General features: G+C 72.0%; 15 protein-coding genes and 1 pseudogene. 6 read left to right on the top strand and 10 right to left on the bottom strand.

Annotated features, from left to right (window positions below; genetic code table 11):
- A pseudogene (locus GUY59_RS42840) lies at window positions 1–347 on the top strand (NYN domain-containing protein); the annotation flags it as partial.
- Here GUY59_RS42840 and GUY59_RS42835 read toward each other — a convergent pair.
- Window positions 305–1,318: an ArsR/SmtB family transcription factor gene (locus GUY59_RS42835; protein ID WP_138202193.1), complete on the bottom strand. Its 1,014-nt coding sequence runs from the start codon at window positions 1,316–1,318 to the stop codon at window positions 305–307. The pseudogene GUY59_RS42840 and the gene GUY59_RS42835 overlap by 43 nt on opposite strands.
- Before the next feature lie 60 nt (window positions 1,319–1,378).
- Here GUY59_RS42835 and GUY59_RS42830 point away from each other — a divergent pair, with 60 nt between their 5' ends.
- The 5 genes from GUY59_RS42830 (at window position 1,379) to GUY59_RS42810 (ending at window position 4,751) form a co-directional block, all read left to right on the top strand.
- Entirely contained in the window at window positions 1,379–1,813 is a 435-nt protein-coding gene (locus GUY59_RS42830) for an MFS transporter (protein ID WP_138202192.1), read from the top strand.
- A 62-nt stretch (window positions 1,814–1,875) separates the two neighbouring features.
- Window positions 1,876–3,282 (top strand): AlkA N-terminal domain-containing protein, encoded by a 1,407-nt coding sequence (locus GUY59_RS42825; protein ID WP_138202191.1) that lies wholly within the window; start codon window positions 1,876–1,878, stop codon window positions 3,280–3,282.
- Complete coding sequence (locus GUY59_RS42820) at window positions 3,279–3,791, top strand: methylated-DNA--[protein]-cysteine S-methyltransferase (RefSeq protein ID WP_138202190.1); 513 nt, start codon at window positions 3,279–3,281, stop codon at window positions 3,789–3,791. Before GUY59_RS42825 ends, GUY59_RS42820 begins: the two co-directional genes overlap by 4 nt.
- Window positions 3,792–3,822: 31 nt before the next feature.
- The gene (locus tag GUY59_RS42815) at window positions 3,823–4,341 is read left to right on the top strand and encodes a hypothetical protein (protein WP_138202189.1); all 519 of its coding nucleotides are present in this window, start codon (window positions 3,823–3,825) and stop codon (window positions 4,339–4,341) included.
- The gene (locus tag GUY59_RS42810; protein ID WP_201762020.1) at window positions 4,338–4,751 is read left to right on the top strand and encodes a hypothetical protein; all 414 of its coding nucleotides are present in this window, start codon (window positions 4,338–4,340) and stop codon (window positions 4,749–4,751) included. The genes GUY59_RS42815 and GUY59_RS42810 overlap by 4 nt, the downstream gene beginning before the upstream one ends.
- A 55-nt stretch (window positions 4,752–4,806) precedes the next feature.
- Here GUY59_RS42810 and GUY59_RS42805 read toward each other — a convergent pair whose 3' ends face one another.
- The 9 genes from GUY59_RS42805 to GUY59_RS42765 all read right to left on the bottom strand — a co-directional run.
- Window positions 4,807–5,739, bottom strand: a complete 933-nt coding sequence (locus GUY59_RS42805) for a hypothetical protein (protein WP_236668056.1) — start codon at window positions 5,737–5,739, stop codon at window positions 4,807–4,809.
- Window positions 5,740–5,744: 5 nt separating this feature from the next.
- Window positions 5,745–6,380 (bottom strand): hypothetical protein, encoded by a 636-nt coding sequence (locus GUY59_RS42800; RefSeq protein WP_138202187.1) that lies wholly within the window; start codon window positions 6,378–6,380, stop codon window positions 5,745–5,747.
- On the bottom strand, window positions 6,377–9,124 hold the full coding sequence (locus GUY59_RS42795) for a BTAD domain-containing putative transcriptional regulator (RefSeq protein ID WP_252375022.1): 2,748 nt from the start codon (window positions 9,122–9,124) through the stop codon (window positions 6,377–6,379). Before GUY59_RS42795 ends, GUY59_RS42800 begins: the two co-directional genes overlap by 4 nt.
- A 120-nt stretch (window positions 9,125–9,244) precedes the next feature.
- Window positions 9,245–9,661 carry a TadE/TadG family type IV pilus assembly protein gene (locus tag GUY59_RS42790; RefSeq protein ID WP_236668055.1) on the bottom strand — a complete coding sequence of 139 codons (417 nt, stop codon included), beginning with the start codon at window positions 9,659–9,661 and terminating at the stop codon, window positions 9,245–9,247.
- Window positions 9,658–10,050 (bottom strand): TadE/TadG family type IV pilus assembly protein, encoded by a 393-nt coding sequence (locus tag GUY59_RS42785; RefSeq protein ID WP_138202186.1) that lies wholly within the window; start codon window positions 10,048–10,050, stop codon window positions 9,658–9,660. Before GUY59_RS42785 ends, GUY59_RS42790 begins: the two co-directional genes overlap by 4 nt.
- Window positions 10,047–10,484, bottom strand: a complete 438-nt coding sequence (locus tag GUY59_RS42780) for a TadE family protein (RefSeq protein ID WP_236668054.1) — start codon at window positions 10,482–10,484, stop codon at window positions 10,047–10,049. Before GUY59_RS42780 ends, GUY59_RS42785 begins: the two co-directional genes overlap by 4 nt.
- Window positions 10,465–10,707 (bottom strand): hypothetical protein, encoded by a 243-nt coding sequence (locus tag GUY59_RS42775; protein WP_236668053.1) that lies wholly within the window; start codon window positions 10,705–10,707, stop codon window positions 10,465–10,467. Before GUY59_RS42775 ends, GUY59_RS42780 begins: the two co-directional genes overlap by 20 nt.
- On the bottom strand, window positions 10,704–11,624 hold the full coding sequence (locus GUY59_RS42770) for a type II secretion system F family protein (RefSeq protein WP_138202184.1): 921 nt from the start codon (window positions 11,622–11,624) through the stop codon (window positions 10,704–10,706). Before GUY59_RS42770 ends, GUY59_RS42775 begins: the two co-directional genes overlap by 4 nt.
- The coding region (locus GUY59_RS42765) for a type II secretion system F family protein (protein ID WP_161715006.1) at window positions 11,617–12,329 on the bottom strand (713 nt) is incomplete at its 5' end. The genes GUY59_RS42765 and GUY59_RS42770, both read right to left, overlap by 8 nt.

The following is a 12,329-nucleotide window of genomic DNA, read 5'->3' as shown; positions in this document are numbered from 1 at the left end:
CCGCCGCTCCCTCCCCCGCCCAGGTGTTCGCCGGGCGCGCCCCGGTCAAGCCGCACGCCAAGCCCGGCCAGGTGGCCAAGCTCGGCCCGAGCCGGCCCCGCGTCGAGGACGTCGGCGAGCACGTGGCCCAGAAGTGGATCCTCACCCGTGGCCGCGACAACATCCGCGACCTGCTGCCCGGCCCGATCCTGCCGACCGTGATCGACACCGAGCTGCTCATCGAGGCGGAGAAGGAGCTCGGCCACTCGCTGCGGCCCTACCCCGAGGCGCGGGTGTGGCTGCGCGACGGGTTCTGGGCGCGCGTCTACCGGGAGTTCGACCTCGGCGTGGGCGTCTCGTCCAAATAGCGCTCCCCTCGTTCGAGGAGGGCCTCGGCCGTGGCCGTACGTGCGTACAGGACGTAACGCCCCGTACGGTGGGCCGTGCAGAGACCGGCGCGGCGCAGCGCGGTGAGGTGCTGATTCGCGCCCGGCTCAGACAGGCCCGTGCGCCGGGCGAGGTCGCGCGTGGAGGCGGGCTGGTCCAGCTCGGCCAGCAACCGCGCGCGTGTCCTGCCGAGCACGGCCGCCAGGGCCTCGGGCGGCTCCAGCTCACGGCGCTCCCACAACGTCGCGATACCGCGCGGCGGATAACGCACGGCCGGCTGGTACGGCGGCGTCGTGACCGAGAAGACCCGCGGCGAGACGAACACGCACGGCACCAGCAGCAGCCCGAGCCCGCGCAGCGAACGGGCGCCCGAGACGTGGCGGTGCGCGATGCTCAGGGTCCCGTCCCGCCAGGTGACCGCGTCGTCGAGGTCGGCCAGCATACGCTGGGCTCCCCCTTCGGCCAGCAGCCGGGCGCGGCGCAGGATCTCGCCTTCGAGCAGTGCCCTGATCCGCGCCCAGTACGGCGCCACCGCGGCGTCCCAGTAGGCCTGCACCTCCTCCGCCAGCCGTTCCAGCCCCCGCTCCGGGTCGTCGTACAGCGCCTGCACCCGTTTCGTGCGGGGACCGGGTACCGCGTCCAGATCCGAGCGGACCCGTCCCGCGGCGCCCCGCATCGTGGCGAGTTCCAGGCTCAGGTCCGGCATGGACGTCGACGGCGGCGTACACGTGAAGCCCGCGATGACGACGGTCGGCACCGGGACGAGGTCGGACAGCAGGCGCCAGTCCACCCCCCGGAGGCTGCGGCGCACCTGCCCGGCCCAGGAGTGCAGCAGCGGGTGGGCGGCCGGGTCCTTCACCACGCGGACGCTGGCGACGACCTCGCCGAGCGGGGAGATCGCGAAGCGGGTGTTGGCGATGTCGCGGGCGGTGAACGTCAGGTCCAGGGTCATTCGATTCGTGGGTCACTTAATCTATAGCGGTCTTTGCCGACATTTCAGCATCGTTGCGACATGTCAGCAACTGTGGTGGAGCAGCCGCTGCTGCGCCTGCGCCCGTTCCGCAACCTGTACGTCGCCGGCGCCGTCAGCCAGTTCGGCTCCCAGATCAGCTACGTCGCGCTGCCCCTGCTCGCCGTCACCGCGCTCGGCGCGGGAGCGGGCGAGGTGGGACTGCTGTCGGCGCTCGGGACACTCACGGTACTGCTGCTGGGGCTGCCCGCGGGAGCCTGGGTCGACCGGGTCAGGCGGCGTCCGGTGATGGTCGTCACCGACGTGCTCAGGGCGGCGGCGCTGCTGTCGGTGCCGCTCGGATGGTGGGGCGGCTGGCTGTCCATGGGGCAGCTCTACGCGGTGGCAGTGCTGGCGGGAGCGGGCACGCTGCTGTTCGACGTGGCGCAATCAGGTCCGATTTCCGCCGGTCACCCGCTTCCACCTGCTGACCTGTGACTTCACGATGAGGTCCGATTTCCGCTGGGCCACGTGCCCGGTGGGCGCGTACCGTCGGAGACATGTCACCACTCGAGCTCGACTTCGACTCCTGTTACCGGGCGGTCTCGGCCAGAGACGCCCGGTTCGACGGGCGCTTCTACACGGCGGTGACGACGACGCGGATCTACTGCCGCCCGATCTGCCCGGCCCGCACACCGTCGTTCCGCAACGTGCGCTTCTACCGGCACGCGGCGTCGGCGGAGGCGGCCGGATTCCGCCCGTGCAAGCGCTGCCGTCCCGAGCTCTCCCCCGGCGACCCCGGCTGGGACGTCCGGGGCGACCTCATCGGCAGGGCGCTGCGGCTGATCGACGACGGGGCCGCCGACGAGCAGGGCGTCGCCGGGCTCGCCAGGCGGCTGCACATCACCGAGCGCCACCTGCACCGGCTGTTCGCGGCCGAACTCGGCGTCGGGCCGCTGGCGGTGGCGCGCACGAAACGGCTGCTGCTGGCCAAACAACTGCTGACCGAGACGGGCCTGCCGGTCACGGAGGTGGCGTTCGCGGCGGGGTTCGGCAGCGTCCGTCAGTTCAACGCGACGATGCGGGAGACGTACGGCTTCACGCCCAGCGAGTTGCGGGCCACGGCCGGCCGGGTGGCGGCCAGGATCGCCGACGCGGCCGGGCCGGTCTCGCTGCGGCTGCGGCTGCACCGGCGCGAGCCGTACGACGCCGACGGCGTGTTCGGCTTCCTGGCCTCGCGCGCCATCCCGGGGCTCGAGGTGGCGGACCACACGTCGTACGCCAGGGCCGTGCCCGGCGGCACGATCACGCTCACCGCGCAGTCCGACCACATCGCCCTCGACGTGGCGGTGGACGACACGCGGCGGCTCACCCGCCTCGTGGGCCGCTGCCGCCGCCTGCTCGACCTCGACGCCGACCCGCACGCGATCGCGCAGGCCCTCGGCCAGGGCTCGCTCGCCCCTCTCCTCGCCGCGCGACCCGGGCTGCGGGTGCCAGGCACGTTCGACGGGTTCGAGCTGGCCGTACGCGCGGTCGTCGGCCAGCAGATTTCCGTGGCCGGCGCACGCACCCTGCTCGGCCGCATCGTCGCGAGGGCCGCCGCGCCCGAGGGTCTCTTCCCCACGCCCGACCACCTCCTGGACACCGACCTCACCGGCCTCGGGCTGACCAACCGCAGGATCGCCACGCTCAAGGACCTGTCGGCCCGCCTGGCCGACGGGAGCATCGACCTCGACGGCGGCCAGGACCCCGCCGACGCGGTGGCCGGTCTGCTCACCGTCCCCGGCGTCGGCCCGTGGACGGCGAGCTACGTCGCGCTGCGAGCGCTGCGCGACCCCGACGCCTGGCCGACGGGCGACCTCGTGCTCGACAAGCGCATGGCCGCCCTCGGCATCCCGCACGACCACATCGAGCGGTGGCGCCCGTGGCGGGCGTACGCCGCCCTGCACCTCTGGAGCTCATCATGATCACCGCACGGCTCGTTCCCACACCCATGGGCCCGCTGTCCCTGCTGTCGCGGGAGGGAGTGCTGGTCGCGGCCGGCTTCACCGCCGAACCCAAGGAGATGTACGCCCGCCTCACGCCCGCCCTGCAGTCGGAGGGCCTGGAGGTCGTGGGCGGCCCAGGCCCCGCCGGTGAGGCCGTGCTGGCCTACCTGGCGGGCGACCTGGAGGCCCTCGACGCCATCCCGGTCTCGCAGCCCGGCACGCCCACCCGCAAGCGGCTCCACGCCGCGTTGCGCGAGGTCAAGCCGGGCACGACCGTCACGTACGCGGAACTCGCCGAGCGGGCGGGGCTGCCCCGGACGGCCGCCAGGGCGGCGGGCTCGGCCTGCGCCCAGAACCTGATCGCGCCGTTCGTTCCGTGCCACCGGGTGCTGCCCGGCGGCGGCGGCTACGGCGGCTACTACTACGGCGTACCGGTGAAGGAGTGGTTGATCGCCCACGAATCCGGAGGATTCATCGACGCAGAGTAATTGATCGACAACATTCGGTAATGTGTTCGCCATGCCGACACAGGAACACGAATACCTGATCGAGCTCGTACGCAACCGCCCGTCCCTGGTCGCCACGCTGCTGGCCGGGACGGGGGTCTGCGTACCGACGTTCGACGAGGCACGGCTGGGCAACACCGATTTCACGGACTGCACGCCCACCGAATACCGGGCCGACTCGGTGGTGCTCCTCTGCAAAGAGGGCACACCGGTTTCGGCGGTGGTCCTCGAAGTGCAACGCGAGCCGGACACCCGCAAACGCTGGTCCTGGCCCGTCTATCTCTCCACGCTCAGGGCGCGCACGAAGTGTCCCGTGCTGCTCCTCGTCTTCTGCGAGGACTCCAGGACAGCCCGTCGCTGCGCGGAACCCATCGAGATGGGGCATCCCAGGTGGGTGCTACATCCCATCGTCATCGGTCCGGACGGGATTCCTTCGGTCATCGATCTCGGCTGGGCCGTCGACCAACCGGAGCTCGCGACAGTCTCGGCCATCGTGCACGGCCAGTCGGAAGCGGGCCTCCGCAACATTTGACCCTCTTCGAGGCACTGGGGCAGTTGCCCGAAGAGTTCGGCGAGTATTCTGACCTCGTCCTTTCGTGTCTGCCCGACTTCATGCTCGACACAGTGATCAGGGAGCTCAGGATGGCCATGGCAACCGACCACCCGAGAAGCGCAGTGGTGCGCGCGTGGCTCGCCGAAGGAAGGGCGAAGGGAATAGCCGAGGGGAAAGCCGAGGGGAAAGCCGAAGGGAAAGCAGAGGGGAAAGCCGAAGGAAAGGCGGAGGGTGAGGCGAAGGCCGTCCTGCTGATCCTGGAGGCTCGGGACATCCCGCTCCCCGACGAGGCGCGGGCCCGCATCCTCGCCTGCACCGACCTGGACACCCTGGAGTCCTGGGTGCGCAAGGCCGCCACCGCGAAGAGCGCCGACGAACTGTTCCTCTGAGAACTCTCGGCCGGAGCGGATCCGGGGCCGGCGCCGGCCCCGGATCCGGCACGGTTCAGGGTTTGACGTTGCTCTGGATCTCGCCCACCGGCACGTCGCGACTCGCGCCGACCTCGACGGGCGCGAACTGCACCGGCACCACGTTGTCGACCACCTCGACCGGCCACACGGTGGAGACCGTCAGCGTGTACTTCTCGCGCGGCTGGTCGATCGACGAACGCAGATAACGCACGCCGCACGAGAACGTGCCGCCCTTGGTGTACGGCTTCCCGGACGTCCCGCACCCCTCCATGTTCACCTCGGCGCGGTCCTTCGTGGTGCCCGGGTCGATCGTGATGCTTTCGAGCGTGGCGACCACGGTCGCGCTCATGACCCCGGGAATCGTCGCGGTCACCGACCTGCGCGGCTCACCGATGCCCTCCAGCCACACCCAGGTGGGCAGGTTCACGTAGCTCTTGGCGTCCGGGTTGAGCTTGACCGTCGGCTCGGGCACGGTCAGCGCGGCTCTGGCGATCTCGGCCAGTTCCTGGATCGTGATGCCGGACGGCGGCGTGGTACCCGGCGGCACGAAGACGAACGGGTCGAGACTGGCGAAACAGGCCTGCCCTTTCGGATCGGCGGCGTTGTACGCGGGCCCCCACCAGCGCCCGTCCTTTCCGATCTTGTCCTCGAACTGCTTGAGGAACGCCTGCCACTTCTCCTCGGTGGGGTTCTCCGTGAACCTGAACCAGTAGGCCCGCAGGCTTTCCTGCGACTTGAGCATCTCGTTCGCGTCCAGGCCCGGCTCGTACCAGCATGGGCGCTTGAGCACGTAACCGTCGCTCTTACCGCCCCTGGTCCCGTCGCCGGACACGACGATCTTCGAGTGGGCGAGGTCGATGCCCCTCGTGTTGCCCTCCTTGATGGGGGTGCCCACCGTACGTCCGCCGTCCTCAGGATTCGCCGCGCCCGCAAACACCAGGAGCGCGGCGACGGCGACTGAGCCCATGGGAGTCATCTGCTGCACCCTTTCTCGCCATAGCCGAACGATCTGATCCGCCACACCCCGTCATCGCCGCGGTGCGCGAGCACGGCCTGGAGGTACGGCTCGCGCACGAAGGCGGGCTGAGGCTCGACGGGCTTCCCCGTGCCCGTGGACAGCACGCGCACCTCCGACTCGTCCACGCACGCATTGACCTGCACGCCCTTGCCCACCAGCGCGGCGACGCGCAGGTTGTACAGCCGGGCGTCACCTCTCACGGTCATGTCCTCCTTGGTGTATCCGTGCACCCAGTCGTACGCTTCGCGGACCGCCGTGAGTTCGAGATCCAGATCCTTCAGGTATCGATCGCTTCCTGAGACGAGCGCCTTCCTGGAGGCGACGTAGTAGCCGGTGATGAGCTTCAACAGCGGGTCGGGGTCGTCGGGCCACTCGATCCGCACCCGCAGCTTGTCGCCGCCGATGTTCAGAGTCTCGGCGCCTGAGGCGGTGGCGGTGCCGCCTTCGCTCTTCGACGGGTCCGGGACCGGCTGGCCGCTCGCGGGCGAGGCGGCCCCCTGGGGCGTGTACGGGCGTTCGGCCTGCCCGCAGCCCGCCAGAACGGCGACGCCCAGCGCGATGGTGCCCAGCACCGCCATGACTCGTTTCATGCCGACGACTCCCTCACCACATGCATGCGCCACGTGGGCAGCAGCTCCTCGATCAACGCCTCGGTCTCGGGGGCCATCCCGCCGCCGTACGGGTGGGAGGCCGCCCTGCGTGTCAGGCCCTCGATGACCGCGCGCAAGCGCACGATGTCCTCGGTGGCGTGCGTGGCACGCAGCAGGTCACGCCAGAGCCCTTCGTCGTCGGCCGCCAGCAGCAGGCCCGCGCGTACGGCGGCCACCGCCGCGTCCGGCTGGCCGTGGGCGAGCCTGAGCTCGCAGAGCAGGTGGGCCGCGTCGGCCACCCCGGCGCTCACGTCGTACTCCAGGTCCTCGGCGGCCAGCCAGGCGTACCTGCCGGGTGGCCTGCCGGCTATCAGCGGGCCTCTGACCAGGCCGAGCGCCTTCTCCAGCAGCACGGCCCCGGCCGTCGGGTCGCCGTGCGAGCGGCGTACGAGCTCGCGGAACAACGCCCAGTCCGTACGCACCTCGGGCCCCAGCCGGAGCCGGCCGGCCTCGTCGGTGAGCAGGTGGTCGGGGCCGAGCCATTCGGCGACCCGGGAGATCGTGGCGTCCCTGACCGTGGTCTGCACGCCGCGCGGCCACAACACGCCGCCGAGCACCGCGGGGTGCACGCCGCCCGGGTGCGTGGCCAGGTAGACCAGCAGCTCGGCCGCCAGTTCCGTCCGGCCCTCCTCCAGGGGGCGCAGGCCGGCGATCTCGAGCGGGCCGAGCAGTCTTATCTCGACGGCGGGCGGGTTCAGCCCCGCCAGCGGCTCGGCTTCAGGGATGGCCTCGCCGTCGAACCGGTCGGTCGTACGGAACAGGTCGACCAGCGCGCGGTAGTGGCGGCGCGGCAGGAGCTGGGCCTCCACCTCGAAGCCCAGCTCCGCGATCCTGGCCCTGCCGTCGTCGCCGATCTCCATCGTCCACGTGGCGTGCGGGACCTCGCCGGCCACCACGTAGCCTGCGGTGTCGCGGCGGGCCAGCAGCGCCAGCCGCCGGGCCTCGTCGTGGGTGGGCGCCACCGCGGACAGCAGATAGTGGGCGACGCTGTGGCCGCCGCTGACGCGACCGGTCAGCACCTCCCTGCGCGGGGCCGCGTTCGCCTCCAGCTCGGGCAGCACCTCGGCCAGCCCGCCGACCGCCCTGATCCGTTCGGGCGCGATCGCGGTGAGCTCCTGGCCGAAGCCGACGAGCGTGATGCGCATGCGGTCGGACCACCGGTTGGTCGCCAGCTCGACGGCGATCGCCGCCAGCGCCGCGGTGGTCTGCGGGCCGCGTACGTTGATCAGGCCCTGCGCGGCCTCCAGGTCGATCAGCACGCGCCCGCCGGCGTCCGTGCCGATGGAGACCAGCCCCGGGTACGGTGCCCCGCCCGCGTGCCCGCGGCCGGACTCACCCCGCAGGTCGGGCAGCAGCCGCCCCTCGTGCGCGGGAAGCCGCCAGATCTGGCCGCCGTCCTGGGCCGTCCAGGGTGCGGGCGGGTCGTTGTCCGGCGGATGAATCCACAGGTCGAGCGTGCGCGGCGACAGGTGGGCGCCGTAAACGGTGGGCGGGGTGCGGTGCTGCGCGGCCAGTTCGGCGCCGAGCAGCCGCAGCCCGACGTCCAGGATGCGGGCGCCGGGGGCGTCGCCGCCGAGCCTGAGCGCCACCTCGGCCTGGGCGGCGTCGTCGCGCGGGCGGGCGATCCTGCGGCCGGACAGGCGCCGCCACAGTTGTTCCCTGCGCCGCCTGGCCAGCACGAACAGCAACCCGGCCGCGGCCAGCGAGGCGGCGGCGAGGTAGTCGGTCAGCTCGCCCTGGCGCTCCTGCATGACGGGCTGCCGGTCGTCCCGCACGCTGGGCTCGGTCTGGCGGTGTTTGCCCTCGTGCCCGGGTGTCCTGCGTTCCTCGCGCGTCTCGCGGGCCCCGCGCTCCTGCCGCTCCTCGCGCTCCTGGCGCTCCTGGCGGTCGGCGCGGTCGGCGCGGTCGGCACGCTGCGCCGTGCCCGGGTCGGCCCTGCCCGGGTGCTCGCGCAACGTCTGGTCGCGCGGCTGGTCGACGGGTACGACATGCGCGTTTCTCGCGTCGTCCGGCATGTCGAGCACCCAGCCGGGCCTGATCAGGTCGGCCATGCGCAGCCGGGTGCCGTCGGGCTGTTCCTTCGCCTGGTTGAGGCGGTAGATCTCGGGATATCGGCGGCCGTCCCCCAGGCACTTCTCGGCGATCTCCCACAGGCTCTCGTGGTGGCGGCCGTGCGGCGGCTGCACGACGTACACCTTCTTGGTCCTGCGCGTCTCCAGCTCCAGCTCCTGCTCGACGATCGGCGCGGAGTAGGCGACCGCGGTCACGGGCGGCGCGGCGGGGGTGGGGCTCAGCTGGGCCACCGGCGCGACCATCGCCCCCGCCGTGAACAGCAGCAGCACGGCCGAGACCAGCTTGTTGGCCAGCACCTGCATGCCGCCGGAGAGCGGCACGCGGGCGGGCATGCCGACCCTGCGCACCCCGGCGTACACCTCGACCAGCACACACAGGAAGAGCTGGAACCAGGCCAGCCACACCAGCAGCACGAGCACGGCCACGATCGTGCTCGGCCCGACCCGGCTGGTGAGCACCTCGAGATCGAGCAGCTCGGGCGCGATCGGCGGGCCGACGAAGGTGAGCAGCGCGTACGGCACCCCGCCCACGAGCGCGACCAGCACGACCAGGGCGCCGAGCCCGGCGAGCACGTCGCCGGCGCTGCGTCTGGCCGGGACGCGCACGGGCACGTGACGTCCGGGTGGACGCGCGGGGTCTCGCGGCTGCTCTCGCGGCGGCATCGCCTCTCCCTTCTCTGTTCCAGCGTCGTGTCTCGTACGTTCCGCATCCATCGAGCGGTCGGTTTCGGTCTATCTCGCTTCGGGTGCGGCGCTGGCCTCGCCGGTCATCTGGGAACCGGGGAACCCGAGCGCGCTCAGGAAGAAGGCCTCCCACCGCACTGTCACGGTGACCGTGACCTGACCCTGTCCCTGCTCGACCGTGCACTCGCCGCTGGTCACGTCGCCGCCGCCGTGCGCCCGCACGATCTCGTCGGCCCTGCCGCACACCTCGGCGTCACCGAGCAGCCGGGTCTCTCCCGTGGTGCGGAGGTGATCGACGTCCACCTGGTCGGCGCCGGCCCTGGCGGCCTGCTCGGCCACGTCGGACGCGCGCAGCCGGGCGTTGATCGCGGCCCCGCCGTCCACCAGCATTCCGGCCAGCAGGAACACGACCACGGAGAACAGCACGGTGAACACCGACATGGACCCTCGCTCGCCGTTCCTCATTCGACCCTCCTGAACTGCTCGAGCGGCACCACCGCGGCGCCGGTCAGCTGTTTGGTGCCGTCGAACCCGAGGAAGGCCAGGTCGAGCTCGCACGTCACCTCGGCCTCGACGTGGCCGCCCTGCTCCCATTCGGACCCGTCGAGCGAGACCGAGGAGGACTGGCAGCGGCCTTCGAGCACGCTCGTGGCGATGGCCTCGGCGGCGGACCCGGCGTCGTCGAGCGTGCGCTGCACGGACGCGGCGCGGGCGGCGTCGCGGGCCGCGCCGTTGACCCGTCCCTGCGCCTCGACCAGCACCCCGGCTCCGACCAGGAACAGCAGGAACAGCAGGAAGACCGGGGCCAGCATCACCGTCTCCACCGCCATGGAGCCGCGTTCGGCCCGGCTCATTGGCAGTCCTCGCCGCCGTTGTCGGGGCGGAAGCACTCGACGGGCCCGCCCGCGGTGGCGGTGATCGTGAACGAGAGCTCCGGCAGCAGCGGGATCACCTGCACGGCGTTGCCGGTCACCGTGACGAATCGTTCGTCGGGCTCTTTCTCGGACGTCGTGGCGGTGGCGTCGCCGAGCAGCCGCGGGCCGATGGCGCGGACGATGGCGGTGGCCTTGGCGGTGGCCGCACCCTCCCAGTCGCCCGAGTCGAACGGCGCCGACCTGGCCACGCGGGCGCCTTCCCTGGCGGCCGCCTCCGCGACCTGCCGGCCGTGGAACCAGAGCGCGACCTGCACGATGAGCAGCACGACGGCGAGGATGACCGGCATGAGCATGGCCAGCTCGATCACCGTGGCGCCACGCTCGCGCTGCGGCCTACTCGCCTCCGCCGCCATCGCCGCCATCCCCGCCACCGCCGAACGTGCCTTGGATCTCGCTCTGCTTCTGCTCGACCAAGGTCTTGATGAGCGTGGCGAGTCCGAGCGCGACACCGGCGATGATCGCGGTGATGATCACCCATTCGACGGCGGACGCGCCCCGGGTGGGCGCGGTCCTGGCCCGGTGGATGCGCACGCCGAGGTACGCGGTCAGATAGATGATCCAGGGATGGTTCATCATGCCCCCAACATCTTCATAGCGGCGGGATAACTGAGGAAGATCACAAAACCGGCGCAGAGCAGGAGCTGGGCCACAAGCATCGACTGCGACCGCTCGCCCGCCCTGCCCTCGATCTCGGCCAGCTCGCGGCGTCGCAGCGTCGCCGCCCTGGCCGTCAGAGAGGCGCGTACTTTGGCGCCGTCGTCGGCCACCAGGCCGAGCGCGGCCGACAGGTCGCGCAGCTCGTCGACGTTGATCTCCTCGCCGAGCTGTCCGAGCGCCTGCCACGGGGTGATGCCGACGATCCGCGCGCCGGCCAGCGCGTCACGGATGCGGCCCATCGCCCAGTTGGGCTGCTCACCGCTGACCGAGACGGCCATCATCAGGGCCTCGGGGACACCCCGGCCGCCGGCCAGGTTCATCGAGACGAGGTCGAGGAACGCGCCCACGACGTGCCGGAAGTCACGCCGCTTGGCCGCCGCGTCCTTTTTGACCTGAAGGTCGGGCAGGAAGAAGAAGACGCCCGCGACGAGCACGGCGGACCAGAACGGGACGGCGAGCGAAGCGCCCCACTCCATGAGCACCAGCCAGCCGAGCAACAGCGGAAACGCCAGCAGGCCGCCGGCCGCCAGCAGCACCTTCGTGGCCAGGAACGCCTCGAAGGAGCGGCCGACCAGCGCCAGGTCCGACCTGACCGACCTGACCTCCCAGCCGCGGGCGCTGTAGAGGCGGGCCAGCCGCACGCCGAGGCCGCGCCGGAACGCGCTGACCTCCTCGTCGGGCAGCACGAGCTGGATGCGCGGCGCGCCCGCGTCCTCGCGTACGGCGTCGAGCGCCAGCAGCCGCGCCACCAGCCCGGGACGGGCGGGGAAGAGCGCCCTGAACAACACGAGCAGGCCGAGCCCGATCACCGCGCCGGCCAGCGCGCCCTCAACCATCGCCGCCTCCACCCATGAGCAGCCGCGTCGGCTTGTCGAACCTGGCCAGCCGCCGCATCCAGGCGAACCCCGCCCCGAACAGCCCGGCCACGACCACGAGGACGGCCTGGCCGAGGGGGCCGTCATACTCCTCGACGTAGGAGGGGTTGAACACGACGAGGATCCCGGCGAAGGCCAGCGCGGTGATCACGACGATCTGCACGCTGCGCCGGGTGGCGCGGCGCTCGGCCTCGACGCGGCGGCGCATGTCGAGCTCTTCGCGGGCCGAGACGGCCAGCGCGCCGAGCACGTCGCGCAGGCCGGGGCCGCGCAGCCTGGAGTTGAGGATGAGCGCGGCCACGACCAGGTCGGCCGAGGGGTCGTCGAGCTCGTCGGCGAAGAGCGCGAGCGCCTGCGGCAGCGCCATCCTGGTGTGCAGCCGGTCGATCAGGGACCGCAGGTGCGGCCTCAACGTGGGCGCGGCGGCCCTGATGGACGACGGGATGGCCTGTTCGAGTCCGGCCGCCCCGGCGATCGTGTCGCGCAGCGACTCTGTCCAGGCGGCGAGCCCTTCGAGGCGGCGCATGGCGGCCCGCTCCTCGGACGCGCCTCCCGACAACCCACGCCAGGCGAACACGAGCAGCACCGTGCCCACCGCCACGACCGGCCAGCCGGTGACGATCAGGACCAGGGTGGCGGCGACGGCGGCGATCGCGGTGCGGGTGG

This window comes from Nonomuraea sp. K271 (assembly GCF_009908215.1).
GTDB classification, from domain to species: Bacteria; Actinomycetota; Actinomycetes; order Streptosporangiales; family Streptosporangiaceae; genus Nonomuraea; species Nonomuraea longispora.
The sequence above is the reverse complement of the archived record's forward strand: the minus strand, read 5'-3'. Positions and strand labels throughout refer to the sequence as shown.